This is a genomic window from Polaribacter atrinae (genome assembly GCF_038023995.1).
GTDB classification, from domain to species: Bacteria; Bacteroidota; Bacteroidia; order Flavobacteriales; family Flavobacteriaceae; genus Polaribacter; species Polaribacter atrinae.
Genome location: NZ_CP150660.1, coordinates 2732963 through 2751591 on the forward strand (window position 1 = coordinate 2732963; position 18629 = coordinate 2751591).

The 18629-nt window shown below is 31.4% G+C and carries 12 protein-coding genes; 10 read left to right on the forward strand and 2 right to left on the reverse strand.

Annotation, left to right across the window (positions count from 1 at the left end; translation table 11 throughout):
* Positions 1 to 30 precede the first annotated feature (30 nt).
* On the reverse strand, positions 31 to 780 hold the full coding sequence (locus tag WG945_RS11920; RefSeq protein ID WP_068449275.1) for a DeoR/GlpR family DNA-binding transcription regulator: 750 nt from the start codon (positions 778 to 780) through the stop codon (positions 31 to 33).
* Positions 781 to 1159: 379 nt separating this feature from the next.
* On the opposite strand from WG945_RS11920, the gene WG945_RS11925 reads away from it, so the two are divergent.
* From WG945_RS11925 to WG945_RS11970, 10 genes are all read left to right on the forward strand, one after another.
* Positions 1160 to 4348 (forward strand): SusC/RagA family TonB-linked outer membrane protein, encoded by a 3189-nt coding sequence (locus WG945_RS11925; protein ID WP_068449277.1) that lies wholly within the window; start codon positions 1160 to 1162, stop codon positions 4346 to 4348.
* 11 nt (positions 4349 to 4359) lie between these two features.
* A complete protein-coding gene (locus WG945_RS11930; protein WP_068449279.1) occupies positions 4360 to 5856 on the forward strand; it encodes a SusD/RagB family nutrient-binding outer membrane lipoprotein in 1497 nt (498 codons plus the stop codon).
* A 203-nt stretch (positions 5857 to 6059) separates the two neighbouring features.
* Positions 6060 to 6560, forward strand: coding sequence for a hypothetical protein (locus tag WG945_RS11935; protein ID WP_157603589.1), 501 nt, complete (start codon positions 6060 to 6062; stop codon positions 6558 to 6560).
* A 6-nt stretch (positions 6561 to 6566) separates the two neighbouring features.
* Positions 6567 to 8576, forward strand: coding sequence for a T9SS type A sorting domain-containing protein (locus WG945_RS11940; protein WP_068449283.1), 2010 nt, complete (start codon positions 6567 to 6569; stop codon positions 8574 to 8576).
* Positions 8577 to 8619: 43 nt separating this feature from the next.
* Positions 8620 to 10077, forward strand: a complete 1458-nt coding sequence (locus WG945_RS11945) for a sodium:solute symporter (RefSeq protein ID WP_068449285.1) — start codon at positions 8620 to 8622, stop codon at positions 10075 to 10077.
* Positions 10067 to 10888, forward strand: coding sequence for an N-acetylmuramic acid 6-phosphate etherase (murQ, locus tag WG945_RS11950; protein ID WP_068449287.1), 822 nt, complete (start codon positions 10067 to 10069; stop codon positions 10886 to 10888). The genes WG945_RS11945 and murQ overlap by 11 nt, the downstream gene beginning before the upstream one ends.
* Before the next feature lie 14 nt (positions 10889 to 10902).
* Positions 10903 to 12009 (forward strand): acyltransferase family protein, encoded by a 1107-nt coding sequence (locus WG945_RS11955; RefSeq protein ID WP_068449289.1) that lies wholly within the window; start codon positions 10903 to 10905, stop codon positions 12007 to 12009.
* 9 nt (positions 12010 to 12018) lie between these two features.
* Positions 12019 to 13707, forward strand: coding sequence for a glycoside hydrolase family 3 protein (locus tag WG945_RS11960; RefSeq protein WP_068449290.1), 1689 nt, complete (start codon positions 12019 to 12021; stop codon positions 13705 to 13707).
* Between the two features lie 42 nt (positions 13708 to 13749).
* Positions 13750 to 15216: a glycosyl hydrolase family 18 protein gene (locus WG945_RS11965; protein WP_068449292.1), complete on the forward strand. Its 1467-nt coding sequence runs from the start codon at positions 13750 to 13752 to the stop codon at positions 15214 to 15216.
* Positions 15217 to 15225: 9 nt separating this feature from the next.
* On the forward strand, positions 15226 to 16434 hold the full coding sequence (locus tag WG945_RS11970; RefSeq protein WP_068449294.1) for an exo-beta-N-acetylmuramidase NamZ family protein: 1209 nt from the start codon (positions 15226 to 15228) through the stop codon (positions 16432 to 16434).
* Between the two features lie 95 nt (positions 16435 to 16529).
* Here the strand turns inward: WG945_RS11970 and WG945_RS11975 are convergent, their stop codons facing one another.
* Positions 16530 to 18548 carry a M3 family metallopeptidase gene (locus WG945_RS11975; protein ID WP_068449296.1) on the reverse strand — a complete coding sequence of 673 codons (2019 nt, stop codon included), beginning with the start codon at positions 18546 to 18548 and terminating at the stop codon, positions 16530 to 16532.
* Positions 18549 to 18629 lie beyond the last annotated feature (81 nt).

An 18629-nucleotide genomic window follows, 5' to 3' on the forward strand; every position in this document is an offset into this window, starting at 1 on the left:
TCTAAAAATTCCCTTCTTTCTTGGTTAAGATTACATTAAAACTACTCCAGAATCAACATAGGGTTTTAATATAGGGTCATCTAGTTCTAAATCTGTAATGGCAATATCAATTTCTTTAAGTGGGCAAATATCATAATTTAGTCTGATATTTAGTTTGTTTGAAGTAGATAGGTACACATTGCGTTCAGAAGAATCAATCATTGCTTTTTTAACTAATGCAACCTCATAGCCTTCTCCCGTAATTCCTTGTTCCGCATTAAAGGCACTTACCCCTATAAAGCAAAGATTTGCAGTAATGTTAGATAAATATTGAATTACATCAATACCAGTTGTTACCATAGAGTTTCTTTGTATTCTACCTCCAATAAATATGGTTTCTATAGTTGGGTGTTCTGCCAATTGCATTGCAATTGGTAAACTATATGTATAAATGGTTGCTTTTAAGTTTTTTGGAAATAATTTAGCTAACATTAAGTTTGTAGTACCACCACTCATTATAATAACCATTCCGTCTTCTACTAAAGTAATTGCCTTTTTAGCAATGACAACTTTTTCTTCTCTTTTGTAGATGACATCTTCATTGTAATGGTAAAGTTTTTGCATGGTAGAAATTGCACCTCCATGAACTTTGGTTAACAGACCTTTTTTATCTAGTTCTTTTATATCTCTTCTTATTGTGTCTTCTGATACATTTAATTTTTCAGCCAAAAAAGTAGAACTAACCTGTCTGTTAAGACTTACTTCATCTACTACTTTTTGCTGTCTCTCTTTTTTCTTCATAAAAAAATGATTTTTTCAAAAGTAAGATTTTATTTAACCATTTTGCAAATGTCTTTTGGTTAAAAAGATTTTTTTTGCTGTTTTTTTGCGTTTTTAAAAATAAAAATGCAAAAAATAACTGATTTTCTAATATTGTTAAAAAGATGTTTTATTTCATTCATTTTTCCTAATGCCACTCTCGTTTGTCCTTGTTTTTAAGATAATTATATGTTAATTTAATAATTTTTAATAATTCAGAAAATCGCAATGGATGCGTGTTTTATTCTTGAAATGTGTAATTTTTCGAATAATTTTATTAAATGCTGCAATTTTGTGCGATTAATTTGCGGTATTTTGTTTTTTTTATATCTTTACCTTAAATAATTCAAATTCAAACTAAATGAAAAAAAATTACAAACTAACATTATCCTTGATAGTGTTTTTGATTGTGCAAAGTACGTTTGCTCAATTAAAGACAATTTCTGGAGTTGTTACAGAGAAAGGCAGTGAAATCCCGTTGCCCGAGGTTAGCGTTTTTATTAGTCAAATTAATAAGGGTAGTGTTACAGATTTTGACGGGAATTATACAATTAAAGCTGAGGATTTAAAAGGAAAAACAATAGCCTTTAGTTACCTTGGTTATAAAACGATTACAATAACCTTAACAGGAGAAAATCAAGTTATAAATGCAGAATTAGAGGCAGATGCTACTGGTTTAGACGAGATTGTGGTTACTGCACTAGGTATTAAGAGATCAGCAAAATCTTTAGGATATTCTTTAACTGAGGTTGGTGGCGAAGATATGTCTACAGTAAAAAGTACAAGTGCGGTTAATTCTCTGCAAGGTAGAGTTGCTGGGGTAAATATTTCTGCAGGTAGTGGTGGAGCCGCTGGATCTAGTAGGGTAATTATTCGTGGAGCAAGTTCATTAACAGGAAATAACCAGCCTTTGTATGTAATTGATGGAATTCCTATTATTAACAATACAAATGGGTCTGTTGTTGGTGCAACCAATGATGGAACTGGAGATGGAGGAGATGATATTTCTTCATTAAACCCAGATGATATTGAAAGTGTTTCCGTTTTAAAAGGAAGTTCAGCTGCAGCACTTTACGGTTCTTTAGCGTCTAACGGAGTTATTATGATTACCACAAAATCAGGAAAAGGTCAAAAAAGATTAGGTGTAGAGCTTTCTAGTTCTTTTACTTTTGATAAAATTAATACAAGTTTACAAAATTTTCAAACTACTTATGGTCAAGGTAATAATAGGTTAAAGCCTGGTTACGAGTATGATGGTAGTGGTCAGGCGGTTGAAATTTCTAATGTAGCCAATGCTATTGATGATTCTTTTGTAAGTTCTTTACAGTCTTGGGGAGATAAATTAGATGGCTCAATGGTTTATAATTGGGATGGTACTAAAAGACCTTATTCTAATACCGGAAATAATTTAGATAAATTTTATAATGTAGGTTCTACAGTTATAAATACAGTAGCATTATCAAAAGGAGGCGAGGAATATAATTATCGTTTTTCTTTTTCTAATTTAGATAATGATGATATTTTTCCGAATACGACTTTAAATAGAAAATCGATATCATTAAATGCTTCTGCAAATATTACTCCTAAATTAACATCAACAGTTAATGCTAAATATGTGATTGAAAAAGTGCATAATCGTATTAATATTGGAGATACACCAGGTAATGCAAACACAGTAGCGTATGTGTTACCAAGCAGTCTTAATATTACAGATTTACAGCCAGGTTTTAATGAGGAAGGTACAGAATTATTGTTTCAACCAAGTCAGTTTATTTCTAACCCATATTGGGCAACAGATGTATTTAATAATGATGATAAGAAAAATAGATTTACAGCATCTACAACTTTAAAATATGATTTTAATGATTGGCTGTATCTTACAGGTCGTGCAGGTATTGATACGTATGATTTAAGTAGAAGAAGGGTTACTCCATTCGGAACAGCATACAGGCCAGCAGGTGAAATGACACAAGAAAAATCTACATACACGTTATTTAATGGAGATTTAATGTTAGGTATAAATAAAGATTTATCAGATAAAATTTCTACGAGCTCAATTTTTGGAGCAAATACAAGAACATCATCTTTCGAATCTTTAAGTGCATTGGGTAGAGGTTTTATTGTAGAAGGTTTAGAAGATATTAACAATACAACGTTACCAGAACCAAGTTTTGGATATTCTAAAACAAAAACGAATTCTCTTTATGGATCTGTTGAAGTAGGTTATGATAAGTTTTTTTACTTAACATTTACAGGAAGGAATGATTGGTTTTCTACACTTTCCTTTCCAGGTAAAACAACTCCAAATAATGGGTTTTACTGGTCTTTAAGTCAGAGTTTACTGTTAAACGAATTGTTTGATTTACCAGAGCAGGTTAATTATGCTAAAGTAAGAGCAAGTTACGCACAAGTTGCCGGTGGGGCTAGTAATGCGTATAGTTTAAATTTAGATTATGCAATTACAGGTTCTTTTCAAGGACAGTCTTTCGGAGAATTAAATGGTAACTCTATTCCTAATCCTAACTTAGTTCCTTTTCAAAAGAATGAATTTGAAGTAGGTTTTGATGGACGTTTTTTCCAAAATCGTTTAAATTTAGACTTTGCTTATTATCAAAATCAAACTACTAATGATATTGTAAGTGCTTCTGCATCTCAATCATCTGGTTTTACGTCTTCGATTCTTAATATTGGAGAACTTCAAAATAAAGGATTTGAGTTTTTAATTGGAGGTACTCCTATTAAAACTGAAGATTTTTCATGGTATACTTCTTTCAATTTTGGATATAATGACAGTGAAATTGTTCACACAGATGATGAGGATACTGCCATTAATGTTGATGGTAGCCAGACGCGTTCTAGAACCGCAATTATTTCTCATATAGTTGGCGAAAATTATGGTGTAATTTGGGGTTCTTCATACAAAAGAGATAGTGAGGGTAACATCATGTATAATACAACGGGTTCTATCCCGAAACCAATTCAAGGAGAAAATAAAATTTTAGGTCAAGGTGTTGCACCGTATACTTTAGGTTTTTCTAACTCTTTTAAATACAAAGATTTTTCATTAAACTTTTTAATAGATGCTAAGTTTGGTGGAAGTGTTCATTCTGGAACCAATAGAGAATTAATGATGAGAGGTTTGCATGAAAAAACACTAGAAGGTCGTGAAGATGGTTTGGTGGTGTCTGGTATAGATGATGCAACAGGAAATCCATTTACAATGACTGTAGCCCCAGAAAATTTAAGAACCTATTATGGTTTTATTGGTGAAGAGAATTCTGGTATTTCAGAAGAGTTTGTGTACAGTACAGATTTTATAAAATTTAGAGAATTAAGTATCGCTTATAGTTTGCCTAAAGCAACTTTAGAAAACATTTTTGTAAGCGATGTAAGGCTTTCTTTAATAGGAAGAAACTTATTTTATATTTCTAAAAAAATAGATAATGTAGATCCAGAAGCTTCATTAAACAATTTAAATTCTCAAGGTATAGAAAGATTCGGAACACCATCAACTAGAAGTTATGGATTCGCAATAAATGTTAAATTTTAAAAAAATAGATCATGAAAAAAATATTTATTTCATTCATAATTATAATGTTTGCGTTAAGTGCTTGTGACGACGGTTTCGAAGAACTTAATGTAAATCCAACAAAGCCAGTACAATTAGATCCTTCTACAAAATTCACCTATATTCAGTTATATACAGGTGGTAGCAGTTATGTAGCGTATTTATTTTGGAATATTATTCATTTAATGCAAAACGTACAGCATTTAAACAATACGTCGTATGCATCATTTTTATATAAAGAAGGAAATACACATTGGTTGTTTGAAGAGCAATTTAAAACTACGGTAAAAAATATTGCAGATTTAGAATCTCAATTAGAAGTAAGTACAGAAGCAACTGCATCTATAGATTTAGCAATTACCAGAGTACAAAAAGTATTAATTTTTAGTAGAATTACTGATGTTTATGGAGATATTCCTTACAGTGAAGCTGGTAAAGGTTTTTTAGAAGGAGTTCGTTTTCCAAAATATGATCAACAAAGTGCTATTTATGCAGATATGTTATTGTCTTTAGAAAACGCAGCGGCTACCTTAAGTGCTGGTGGAACAAGTTCTTTTGGTTCTGCAGATTTAATGTTTTCTGGAGATGTTGCAAAGTGGAATAAATTTGCAAATTCATTAATGTTGCGTTTGGCAATGCGAATGGTAAAAGTAGATGAAGCTGGTGCAAAATCTTGGGCAACCAAAGCTATTGATGGAGGCGTAATGACTAGCAATGCAGATATTGCATACATACAATATGAAAACTCTGCAAATGATGGAGGACCAAATGTAAATCCTTTAACAAAAGGTTTTACTTCTAGAGCATCAACACAGGTTAAAATTTCTAAAACTTTTATGGATTTTATGAAAACAAGAAACGATCCAAGAGTTTCTGTTTTAGCATCCACAGTTGATGGAAATACTGATTTTGCATTACAATTTGGGCAAGATATTAATGATGAAACAAGGGGAGATGCAAACTCTAAACCAAATATAAATATTTTTGGAGGGTCTGGTACTATAATTTATGATGCACCTTTTTTCTTTCAAACGTATGCAGAAGTAGAGTTTATGTTAGCAGAAGCAGCAGAACGTTGGGGATTATCTGGCGGAACTTCTAATGTTGAAACACATTATAACGCAGGTGTAACAGCGGCAATGCAATATTTATCTATGTATGGGCATGGTGTAGAAATTACAACTGCAGAAATAGATACATATTTAAATTCAAATCCATTTGTACCAGCGCAAGCTTTAAAAATGATAAATGAACAATATTGGGTAGCAACTTTTGGAAACGGTTTAGAAACTTTTTCTAACTGGAAAAGATCAGGCTATCCAGAATTAGTTCCTGCAAATGTAGCAGCAACGCTTACAAATGGAGAAATTCCAAGAAGACTTCCATATCCTGCGTCTGAAAAATTGAATAATTCAGTAAATGTAGAGGCTGCAATAGTTTTACAAGGAGGAGACCTTTTAACTACCAGAATGTGGTGGGATAAAAAATAAATAAATTCACTTCCCCAATAATTATTGTCATAATTGTTTTTTTTATTTTGAGTTAGTAAGGGGTGAGATGGCGCGAAAGACGATTCTCACTCCTTATTTTTAAAGAGGTAATTTGAAATTAAATATTGGAAGAATAAGTTTTTAATAATATAGAGATTAAGGATACCACTATTTAAAAGGATAAGAATTAAGACTGTATAAAAATGAAAAATCATAAATCAATAATACCTTACTTTATAGTCTTATTGCTTTTATTAAGTAATTGTAAAGATAATTCTAAGACAGAAGAGAAGAAGATTAGCGTTAAGAAAAAAGAAAAAGTTACTTTACCTACAGCCAGTAACAATGACGTTTCCGTAATTAAAGAAGATAATATTTTTGTTATTGATCAAAAGTTTACAAAGGAAGATGCTCAAAAAAATATAATAGGAAAACCTGTTGAGGTTGATTTATCTACAACATCAGGAGCTATGATTTCTGCGTATTCTACGTATAATGATGAGTACACCATTTTTTATAAAACTCTCGAAAATAATTCTTGGTCAGATTGGTTAGAGCTAGAAGAAAATGAACACGTTGATAACCCAAATCGTAAAGTTTTTTCACCTAAAAATTTAAACCCTTCGGTACAGAAAATTCAATTTAAATCAAGTAAAATAACAAAAAGTGAAGTAGTATTTAGAATATACACATTTGAAAAATAATCCCCTATGAAAAAAATAGTATTCTTACTTATTGTTTTGTCACCGTTTTTTTGTTTTGCAGATTGTACACAACCGGACTTTTGTGGAAGAGCTTGTTGGGATACAAATGGTTCACGTCCTGCTCAAACAAATCCAAGTTACACAACACCTACTCATATAATAGTTCATCATACTGGAGATGGAATTGTTTTTCCGGCGAATACAAATTATGCAGAAAAAATTAGATATTATTGGGATTTACATGTAAACACCAATGGATGGTCAGATCTTGGATATAATTGGTTAATTGATAGAAATGGCGTTATTTATGAAGGAAGAGGAAACGGTGTTTCTGGAGCACATTTTAGTGGGCATAACGCAGGTACAATGGGAGTTTGTATGATTGGTGATTTTACTTTAGAATCTCCTTCTGCAAAAGCTTTAACTTCTTTAAAGAATATAATATCTTGGGAGGCAACAGATAAAAATATAGATGTAGCAGGTGCTAGTTATCATGCATCATCAGGTCTTAATTTAAACAATGTTTCAGGTCATAAAGATGGTGGAGCAACGGCTTGTCCTGGTACAAGTCTTTATGGTTTATTGCCAAGTATTAGAGCTTCTATAAGTAGTTTTTCTTGTTATACAGACACAACTCCAGCTCCTGGTTTAGATTGTTCAAGTGCAATAGAACTTAGTAATGGCGTTGTCTATTCTGGAAGTAGCTCTACTGCTGGTTCAAAAGTTGCTACTTTTGGATGTAACTCTTGGACAGAAACAGGTCCGGAGAGAGTACACAAGATAACTCCTACTGCAGATGGACCAATAACAGTAGCTTTATCTAATTTTTCAGGAGATTTAGATGTTTATATTTTAGGAAGTTGCGATCCTTCAGATTGTTTAGGAACTGTAAGTTCGTCATCAGCAATTTATGAAAATGGTATTGCAGGACAAACCTATTATTTAGTTGTAGATGCAGATGATGGTAGTGGAGGTTCTTATGATATTGTAGCAACATATTCAGAAGCAGTAGTTGCTGAAGATGTTACAATTTCAGATGGACTTGTAAATGTAACAACCCTAACTGCTGGTGAAAATATAAATGTTTCAGCTACACAAAATTATTCGGGGTCTCAACTCGCTGCCGTTTTACCTAATATTCATCTTGGTTATTACTTGTCAACTGACTGTGATTTGAGTTCAAATGATGTTTTACTTGGAGAAAGTAGTTCTAATATAGGTAGTGATAATACATCTCAAAATGAGAGTGAAACGCTTACCATTCCTAATAATACTCCTGCCGGAACTTATTTTATGCTATTTTCTGCGGATAATAGAAGTGAGTTAAATGAAAGTGATAAAACGAATAATGTAAGTTGCATACAAATTACAATAAATAGTTCTGTAGAACCTGAAGATGTAGAGTTGATAAATACAACTGTAGCTCCAATGATTGTAAATGCAGGCAATGATATTAGGGTTACTGCAACACAAAGTTATTCTGGATCTCAGCTTGCTGCTGATTTACCTAATATTCATCTTGGTTATTACTTGTCTACTGATTGTGATTTAAGTGAAAATGATATTTTATTGGGTGCGGATAATTCTAACCTTGGCAGTGATAATGAAAGTGAAAATGAAAGTTCAAGTCTTACGATTCCAAAGAACACATCTGCTGGAACTTATTTTATCATCTTTTCAGCAGATAATAACGGAGTACTAACCGAAAATGATGAAGCTAATAATAGAAACTGTATTCAAATTACAGTAGACGCTGCTTTGTCTAATATAGATTATGAGTTTAAAAATCAATTAAAAGTTTTTCCAAATCCTACATCAGATATCATAAACATAAAGGCAAATACCAATTTGGGTATCAATCAACTTTATATCTATAATTTAAATGGACGTTTAATAAAAGAAAGTGCAACAGATTTAGATAAAATTAATATTTCGGAATTATCAAAAGGAATCTATTTATTAAAAGTTGTTGGTAATGAGAATAAAACAGCGGTTTTTAGAATTATTAAAAAATAAAAAAAAGTTGTTTTAAATATTAAAACGCAAAAAAATAAAGTACATGAATTCAACCATAATTTTATTAATCATTATCTCTTATTTTGGAGTATTAATGTTAATATCTCACTTTGTTTCAAAAAATACAAGTGATGATTCTTTTTACACCGGAGATAGAAAATCTCCTTGGCAAGTAGTTGCTTTCGGAATGATTGGAGCTGTTATGTCTGGTGTTACATTTGTTTCTATTCCGGGAATGGTCAGTAATAATTATTTCTATTATTTACAATTTGTTTTTGGTAATGTAGTAGGATATATTTTTATCACTTATGTATTAATTCCTATTTATTACAATTTACAATTGGTATCTATTTATAGTTATTTAGAAACAAGATTTGGATCTAGAACTTATAAAACAGGATCTTTATTTTTTCTGATATCTCAATCGTTTGGTGCTGCCTTAAGATTATTATTAGCAGCAAAAATTTTACAGTATGCCGTTTTTGATGCACTAAACATTCCGTTTTTTTTAACGGTAATTATCATATTGATTTTAATATGGATGTACACCAATAAATCTGGAATTAAAACAATTGTTTGGACAGATACACTTCAAACATTTTTTTTACTAATGGCGGCTATTGTGTCAATATTCATCATTAAAGATTCTTTAAACTTAAGTTTTTCAGAAACGATCACGTCTGTTACAAATCATAAATACTTTAAGGTTTTTAATTGGGATTTTAATTCTGGTAGTAATTTCTTTAAACAGTTTATTTCTGGAATTTTAATTGCTGTTGCTATGGTTGGTTTAGACCAAAATATGATGCAAAAAACATTAACCTGTAAAAGTAAAAAAGAAGCGCAGCGTAATATTTTAACCTTTAGTTTGTTTTTAGCTTTAGCACAGTTTCTCTTTTTAGGTTTGGGAGTGATGTTGTATTTATATGCAGAAAAATTCGGAATTCAATTAGAAATAGAAAACGGTCAATTTATTCATACAGATAATTTATTTCCGATGCTTTCTCTTGGTAGTTTTGGTACCGTAGCAGCAATCAGTTTTATTTTAGGAATTACGGCAGCTTCATTTTCTAGTGTAGATTCATCACTAACGGCGTTAACTACCTCCTTTACACATGATTTTTTAGATATTACACATAAAACTTCAAAAGAAAAAAAACGACTTAAAAATTATGTTTTACTTGGTTTCTCAATTGTAATTTTCATTATTATAATGTTATTCTCTGGAAGTAAAGGAGACGTAATTACAACAATTTTTAAAGTAGCAGGATACACGTACGGTCCGTTATTAGGGCTTTACCTTTTAGGTATTTTCACTAAAATAAGAATAAAAGACAAAGCTGTACCATACATCTGTGTCTTAATGCCATTACTTACATATTATATAAATTACATAGTTAAAGTTAAGTTTTCATTTGATTTAGGTTTCATGAATATTTTATTAAATGCTTGTCTTACCATACTATGTTTAATCCTTATACGAAACAAAAATGACGAATAAATTAACTACAGAGCAAGTATCAGATTATAATAATTTAGAGCAGATGAGTACCACGGAATTGCTCACAAATATGAATAATGAGGACAAATTGGTTCCTTTGGCTATTGAAAAAGCAATTCCATCTATACATAAACTGGTAGATGTAATTCATGAAAAAATGAGCAACGGAGGCCGATTATTTTATATTGGTGCAGGTACAAGCGGACGACTGGGTGTGTTAGACGCATCAGAATGTCCGCCAACGTATGGTGTTTCCGATAATTGGGTAATAGGAATTATTGCTGGTGGAGATGTGGCACTTAGAAAAGCCGTAGAAAATGCAGAAGATGACACAGAATTAGCATGGGAAACTTTAAAAGAGCATAATATTTCTAATAAAGATGTTTTAATTGGTATTGCAGCTTCAGGTACTACACCGTATGTTATTGGTGGTTTGCAAAAAGCAAAAGAACAAAATATAATTACAGGTTGTATTACATGTAACGAGGGGTCTCCACTTGCGTTAGAAGCAGATTTTCCTATAGAATTAGTCGTTGGGCCAGAGTTTGTAACAGGAAGCACAAGAATGAAAGCAGGTACTGCTCAGAAATTAGCTTTAAACATGATTTCTACAACTGTTATGATAAAACTAGGCAGGGTTAAAGGAAATAAAATGGTAGACATGCAGCTTTCTAATAAAAAGCTCGTTTCTAGAGGAGTAAAGATGGTTATGGATGAGCTCCATATTGAAACAGAATTAGCAAGTAAACTGTTACAGGAACATAAAAGTGTTAGAAAATCTATAGAAGCGTATAGAGAAGAAGTCAAATAATAGATTTTATAGAAATGGCAAAAAAGGAGAGATTAATAGCGTTAGATGTTCTAAGAGGCATAACAATTGCTTCCATGATTTTGGTAAATACGCCTGGTAGTTGGTCTTATGTTTATTGGCCATTATTACATGCAAAATGGCATGGCTTTACACCAACAGACGCTGTCTTTCCTTTTTTCTTATTTATTGTAGGAGTTTCTATACATTTTGCTTTTAAAAATTTTAGACCAAGTGAGCATAAACAAGCAATTAAAAAGATTGTTAAAAGAACGTTTATAATATTTGCAATTGGATTGTTTTTAAATTTATTTCCAAAATTCAATTTTGAAACGGTTCGATATTTTGGGGTGTTGCAAAGAATAGCAATTGCCTATGGTGTGGGTGCTACTCTTTGTTTATTTTTTAATAAAAGAATTCTAACCTACATTACTGTCTTAATTTTAGTTAGCTATTGGGCCATTTTATATTTCTTTGTACCAGAAAATCCTTTTGGACCGCAAACAAATTTAGTGGGTAAAATAGACTTGTATTTATTCGGACCAAATCACATCTGGAAAGGTCTTGGTTTTCCTTTTGATCCAGAAGGATTATTATCTACGGTACCAGCAATTGCAACAGTACTTATTGGTGCTTTAACGGGTAGTTTTTTAAGTGAATTCTCTAATATTACGGTTAAAATAAAAACCCTTTTAAGCTACGGGGTTGGTCTTGTTTTACTAGGCTATATTTGGGGTTTTGTATTTCCTATCAATAAATCGCTTTGGTCAAGTACTTTTGTTTGCTTTTCTGCAGGATGGGCAATGATTATATTGGCCTTTTTAATATGGATTATCGATCAAAAAAAATGCACAGCATGGTCTAAACCATTTATCCATTTTGGCACAAACCCTTTGTTCATCTTTGTATTCTCTGGTTTGTATGCAAAAACAATCATTTATTTAATAAAAATAACCAATTCTCAAGGAGAGATTGTATCAGCAAAACAATATTTATATCAAGATATATTTTTTCCTATTGCCGGAAATATGAATGGGTCACTTCTTTTTGCAGTTGCTCATATTCTATTTTTCTGGTGTTTAGTTTACTTATTACACAGAAATAAAATATTTATAAAAATTTAATTCCTAAAAATGAAAAAATTAATTCCTACACTTTTAGTTTTACTACTTGTCGCTTTAAGTTGCGATAAAAAACAACCAACAAACATATCGTTAGAAAATACACCACGCACAAAATGGGTAGATAGTATCTATAATAAAATGACTTTAAAAGAAAAAATAGGTCAATTATTTATGATTGCCACCTATTCTAATAAAGGTAAAAAGCATACAGATTCTATTCAGAGATTGATCAATGAGAACGGAATTGGTGGATTGGTGTTTTTTCAAGGTGGTCCTGTTAGACAAGCTCGTCAAACAAATGTATATCAAGCAACATCAAAAGTACCATTGTTAATTGCAATGGATGCTGAATGGGGTTTAAATATGCGATTAGATAGTACGGTGAGGTTTCCGTATAATATGACTTTAGGAGCCATAAAAGATACCGACTTAGTAAGAAAAGTTGGTGAGAAAATTGGGGAGCATTGTAATCGCTTAGGGGTACATATAAACTTTGCTCCTGTGGTAGATATCAATACAAATTCTAAAAACCCAATAATTGGTGTGCGTTCTTTTGCCGAAGATAAATACCAGGTTACAGAAAAAGCACTTGCTTTTACAAATGGTATGCAAAGTAAGAATGTGTTAGCTTGTGCAAAACATTTTCCAGGACATGGAGATACCGATAAAGATTCTCATAAAACGCTTCCAACCGTTACGCTTTCTAAAGAAAGAATAGATTCTGTAGAAATGTATCCATACAAAGAATTGTTTAAAAACAAGATGGCAGGTGTAATGGTAGCACATTTAAATGTACCAAGTTTAGAAAAAGATGGGGTGCCTTCATCTCTATCACATCATATTGTTACAGATATTTTAAAGGAAAGATTAGGCTTTGAGGGACTTATTTTTACGGATGCCTTAAATATGAAAGGTGCTGCTAATTACAAAGAAACAGGAGCTATAGATTTGGCTGCGTTTATGGCCGGAAATGATATTTTGGTATTGACAGAAGATGTGCCAAAAGCAGTATCTAAAATTACAGAAGCATACAATAATAAAGAAATTACAGAAGAAAGGTTAGCGCATTCTGTAAAGAAAATTCTAGCATCAAAATTTGATGTTGACTTAAATAATTTTAAACCAATTGATACCTTAAATCTTATTAGTGATTTAAATGATGAAACAAATGATGTTTTAAACGAAGCCGTTTTTATAAATGCAATTACTGCTTTAAAAAATAACAATGTTCTTCCTTTTAGAGAGGTTGCAAACAAAAAAATAGCATTTGTAGGTTTGGGTGATGGTAATTCGGCTCCTTTTTTAAATGCTTTACAATCACATTTAAAAGTTGATGATTTTTCTGATTTAAAACAACCAGAATTGCTTAGAAAACTTAAATCGTATGAGAAGGTGATTGTTAGTTATCATCGATTAAATAGCCGATTAACTTCAAAAATATCTGATGAGGATAGATTAAAGATAGAAGAAATAGCAAAAAATAACAAGGTTGTTTTAGATGTATTTGCAAGTCAATATAGTTTAGAGAATTTAGACTTCGAAAACATCGAGGCAGCTATTGTGTCTTATGAAAACTCTGAAATAGCTCAAAAGGTATCCGCAGAAATTATTTTAGGAAATAAAGATGCAAAAGGAAAATTATCAGCATCCTTAAATGATGAATTTATTGCTGGTTCTGGAATTAAAATATTAAAATAACTAAAACATATTCATTTTGTAAACAACTAAAAACCAAGAATTATGAAACAATTATTACATTTCACAGTAATTTCCTTATTTGTCTTTTTTTCATATAATAAAGCTTTATCACAGGAAATTATTAAAAAAGGAATTCATGAATTACAAGCAGAAGAGTTTGGTGGTTCTGCTAAACACCAAAAAAGTTCAGGTAAAATTGTTTCAGAAATTATTCCATTGCAAAGCAAAACTGCTAAAGCATTGTCTAAAAAAGTTTTTGGTTTTTTACCTTATTGGGAGCAAAGTAGCGGCGCGCATAATAATATTCAGTATAATTTATTAACGCATTTGGCTTGTTTTGATTTTAGAGTGCAATTAGACGCTTCAATTTCTACACCTCCAGGTTGGCCTTGGACAACAGAGATTAATGCAGCACATACAGCAGGAACTAAAGTTATAATGACTGTTGTAAATTTTGGTGGTGCAGATGGTGCAGACGCAGTAGCTTGGGAGTTGTTTACAAATACAACTAAGAAAAACACTTTTTTTACCAATGTTAAAAATTTAATTGAAACGTATAATTTAGATGGTGTTAATATCGATTTTGAAGGAATGGTTAGTGCGCATAGAGGAGCTGAATTAAATACGTTTATGGCAAGTTTAACTGCTTATATTCATCAAGAACTACCAGGAAAAGAAGTTTCTTTTGATGGTCCGGCAGTAAATTGGGGTGGATGGGTTATGGATGATTTAGTAGATAGTGTAGATTATTTAATTATAATGGCATATGATTATACGTCTGGTTCCTCTGCTAATGCAGGGCCTGTAGCTCCATTAACACACCACACTTCTTGGAAAAGATTTGTGAAAAGAACCGTAGAAACCGGAACTTATAAAGTGCCTGTTACAAAGAATCCAGAAAAGTTGGTGATGGCAATTCCGTATTATGGACAACATTGGAAAACCGCAACAAATGTTTCTGAATCAGCAACAGTTTCGCATGTTAAATCTACCAGGTATAAAGACACTTCTATAGATGCAAGTGCTTATGGAGGTTGGATATGGAACAGTGATTTTGAGGTTCCTTGGTACACTTGGAATGATGGTGTAAATTGGAATCAGATTTGGGCAGATAATGAATTAAGTATTTCAAAAAAATACGATTTGGCAATAGAAAATAATTTAGGAGGTGTTGGTATTTGGGCATTAAATTATGATGGAACAAGACCAGAACTTTGGAATTTAATCAACACTAAATTTGGTTCAACGGCTAATGTAGATTCATATTTGAATGATTTAATAGCTGTATATCCTAACCCTACCAATAACATTATTAATATTTCAAATGAAAAAAACATAAAATTCGCTAAAATTGGTGTTTATAATACTTTAGGAAAATTAGTTAAGGAAGTTGGTCTGCAAAAAACAGCTATTGATATTTCTAATTTTTCAAATGGAGTATATTTCTTGAAAATTATTGATGAATCTGGAAAACAAGCAACATTAAAAATTTTAAAATCATCTTTATAATTTACAATCATGAAAAATTTAATAATACTAATATCTCTTGTTTTAGTTTCCTGCAGTACTAAGCCAACCAAAGAAAAGGAAACAGAAGTAGCGAACATCGTAGCAGAAAAAGAAGAGGTTAAAATTATTGTTGCTGCCAATCAAACAGCTGAATATTTACATTTATTAAAAGGTAAAAAAGTAGGTATTGTTGCTAACCAAACAAGTGTTATATTTAAAGGAGAAACTAATGTACACCTTGTAGATTCTTTAGTTGCTTTGGGAGTAGGTGTTACTAAAGTTTTTGCTCCAGAACATGGTTTTAGAGGTAAGGCAGATGCGGGAGAACATGTTGAAGATGGTATTGATGCTACAACAGGTTTACCAATTATATCATTATACGGTGCAAATCGAAAGCCATCTCATGAACACTTAAAAGGTTTGGATGTAATGTTGTTTGACATTCAAGATGTTGGGGTGCGTTTCTACACCTATATTTCTACTTTACATAATGTTATGGAGGTTTGTGCAGAGTTAAATATTCCACTTATAGTACTAGACAGACCGAATCCTAATGGACATTATATTGATGGCCCTATGCTAAAAGAAGAAGCAAAAAGTTTTGTTGGGATGCATCCGGTTCCTACAGTTTATGGAATGACAATTGGCGAGTACGGAAAAATGATTAATGGCGAAAAATGGTTAGAAAATGGAATTCAATGTGATTTAACAGTAATTTCTTTAAAGAATTACACACATAATTCTGAGTATGATTTACCAATTTTACCATCACCAAATTTACCGAATGCTCAATCTATTAATTTGTATCCTAGTTTATGCTTTTTTGAAGGAACCAATGTAAGTGCAGGTAGAGGCACAGAAATGCAATTTCAAATTTTTGGTTCGCCTTTTTTAGCGAAGGAATCTTTTGATTTTAGTTTTACGCCAGAACCTAATTTTGGTGCAAAACATCCAAAGCACAAAGGTGAAGTTTGTTTTGGTAAAGATTTACGTACTTATAAAAAATTAAGCAATTTAAATTTAGATTGGCTTATAGAATCTTATGCGCATACGTCTGATAAAGAAAAGTTTTTTAATAAATTCTTTTTAAAGTTAGCAGGAACAAAAGAATTGCAAAAGCAAATTGAAGTAGGTTTATCTTCTAAAGAGATAAAAGAAACTTGGCAAAATGGCTTAAATAAATTTAAAGAAACAAGAGAGAAATATCTTATTTATTAATTGTTTTTCTTGGAATAAAAGGTAAAATAAAAATCGGTTTTTCTTAGGGTAAAACACCCTTGAAAAACCGATTTTTTGTTGTAAAATATCTTATTTTAAAGTAAGCCTGCTCTTTTTAATAAAGCATCTGGTTTTGGCTCTTTACCTCTAAAACGTTTGTATAATTCCATTGGTTTTTCTGTTCCACCTTTAGAAAGTACATTGTCTTTAAATTTGGTAGCTACTTCTTTATTAAAAATTCCTTCTTCTAAGAAATATTCAAAAGCATCTGCATCTAAAACTTCTGCCCATTTGTAAGAATAATATCCGGCAGAATAGCCTCCTTGAAAAATATGAGAAAAAGCAGTACTCATACAGTTTTCTGCAACATCAGGATATAATTTTGTGTTTGCAAAAGCATTATTCTCAAACTCTTTTATAGAAGTAATTGTCTGTGGCGACTCGCTACCGTGCCATTGCATGTCTAATAAACCAAAACTTAACTGGCGTAAGGTTTGCATTCCTTCATGAAAACTTGCAGATTCTTTAATCTTCTCTACATATTTCATCGGAATAACTTCTCCGGTTTCATAATGTTTTGCAAACAATTCTAAAGCTTCTTTTTCGAAACACCAGTTTTCTAAAACCTGACTTGGTAATTCTACAAAATCCCAAGAAACAGACGTTCCAGATAAACTATTGTAGGTGGTGTTTGCTAACATTCCGTGTAATGCATGACCAAATTCGTGAAACAGCGTAGTAACCTCGTTAAACGTTAATAAAGACGGTTTGGTTTCGGTGGGTTTGGTAAAATTACAAACAATGGAAACCTGTGGTCTTTCGTTAATTCCGTTTTTAATTTGTTGTGATTTGTAACTTGTCATCCACGCACCATTTCTTTTCCCTTTTCTTGGATGAAAATCTGCATAAAACACAGAAATAAAGTTACCGTTTGTGTCTGTTACATTATATGTTTTAACATCTTCGTGATATTTGTCGATGTTAGATACTTCTTCAAATTTTAAATCATATAATCTGTTGGCAATTTCAAAAACACCATCAATTACGTTTTCTAATTTAAAATAAGGTTTTAATAATTCTTGGTCTAAATCGAATAATTCTTTCTTTAATTTCTCAGAATAGTAAGAACCATCCCATTTTTCAAGATGATCTATTCCGTCTAATTTTTTAGCAAAGTTTTCTAAGTTTCCAAACTCTTTTAAAGCAGCAGGTTTTGCTTTTTCTAAAAGATTATTAGAAAATTCGATTACTTTTTCTGGCGTTTCTGCCATTCTTTCTTCTAAAACAAAATGAGCATGTGTTTTATAACCTAATAAATTAGCTCTTTGATGACGAAGATTTACAATTTCTAAAACAATTTTTTCATTATTGAATTCATTGTCTTGAAAAGCTTTTTTACCAGCTGCAATTGCCATTTTTTTACGCAACTCTCTATTGTCTGCATAGGTTAAAAAAGGAATGTAACTTGGGTAATCTAAGGTAAAAATATATCCTTCTTTATCTTTAGAAGTTGCCACTTCTTTGGCTGCTTCTTTTACACTTTCTGGTAAACCAGCTAAATCTTCTTCATTTGTTAAGTGAAGTTCAAAAGCATTGGTTTCTGCCAATACATTTTCTCCAAATTTTAAAGATAATTTAGAAAGTTGAGCATCTATTTTACGAAGTTCAATTTTATCAGCTTCCTTTAAATTAGCACCATTTCTTGCAAAACTTTTGTACTGCTTTTCTAAAAGCATTGTTTGTTCTGGCGTTAAATCTAACGTTTCTTTACTATCAAAAACCGATTTTACTCTTTTAAACAAAGCTTCGTTTAAAGTAATATCATTACTAAACTCACTTAACCAAGGAGAAACTTCTTGTGCAATTTTCTGAATCTCATCATTAGTTTCTGCAGAGTTTAAGTTGAAGAAAATACTCGTAATTTTATTTAGTTTTTCACCTGTAAAATCTAACGCAACGGTTGTGTTTTCAAAAGTAGGAACATCAGTATTGTTTATAATTTCATCAATTTCTGCTTTGGCAATTTCAATCCCTTTTTTTATGGCAGGTTTGTAATCTTCATTAGAAATTTTAGAAAAAGGAGGTGTATTAAAATCTTGTAAAAGTGGATTCATGGATTCTTTGTATATAGATCTCAAAGATAAATATTCTATTAATTTAATATCTTAATTTTAGTTAAAAAACTTCTATTTATC

Bases quoted from the DNA above. Each gene is read 5' to 3' on its own strand.
- murQ (WP_068449287.1), top strand. From the start codon at position 10,067: ATGACGAATAAATTAACTACAGAGCAAGTATCAGATTATAATAATTTA.
- WG945_RS11940 (WP_068449283.1), top strand. From the start codon at position 6,567: ATGAAAAAAATAGTATTCTTACTTATTGTTTTGTCACCGTTTTTTTGT.
- WG945_RS11945 (WP_068449285.1), top strand. From the start codon at position 8,620: ATGAATTCAACCATAATTTTATTAATCATTATCTCTTATTTTGGAGTA.
- WG945_RS11920 (WP_068449275.1), bottom strand. From the start codon at position 780: ATGAAGAAAAAAGAGAGACAGCAAAAAGTAGTAGATGAAGTAAGTCTT.
- WG945_RS11975 (WP_068449296.1), bottom strand. From the start codon at position 18,548: ATGAATCCACTTTTACAAGATTTTAATACACCTCCTTTTTCTAAAATT.
- WG945_RS11935 (WP_157603589.1), top strand. From the start codon at position 6,060: ATGAAAAATCATAAATCAATAATACCTTACTTTATAGTCTTATTGCTT.
- WG945_RS11925 (WP_068449277.1), top strand. From the start codon at position 1,160: ATGAAAAAAAATTACAAACTAACATTATCCTTGATAGTGTTTTTGATT.
- WG945_RS11955 (WP_068449289.1), top strand. From the start codon at position 10,903: ATGGCAAAAAAGGAGAGATTAATAGCGTTAGATGTTCTAAGAGGCATA.
- WG945_RS11930 (WP_068449279.1), top strand. From the start codon at position 4,360: ATGAAAAAAATATTTATTTCATTCATAATTATAATGTTTGCGTTAAGT.
- WG945_RS11960 (WP_068449290.1), top strand. From the start codon at position 12,019: ATGAAAAAATTAATTCCTACACTTTTAGTTTTACTACTTGTCGCTTTA.
- WG945_RS11965 (WP_068449292.1), top strand. From the start codon at position 13,750: ATGAAACAATTATTACATTTCACAGTAATTTCCTTATTTGTCTTTTTT.
- WG945_RS11970 (WP_068449294.1), top strand. From the start codon at position 15,226: ATGAAAAATTTAATAATACTAATATCTCTTGTTTTAGTTTCCTGCAGT.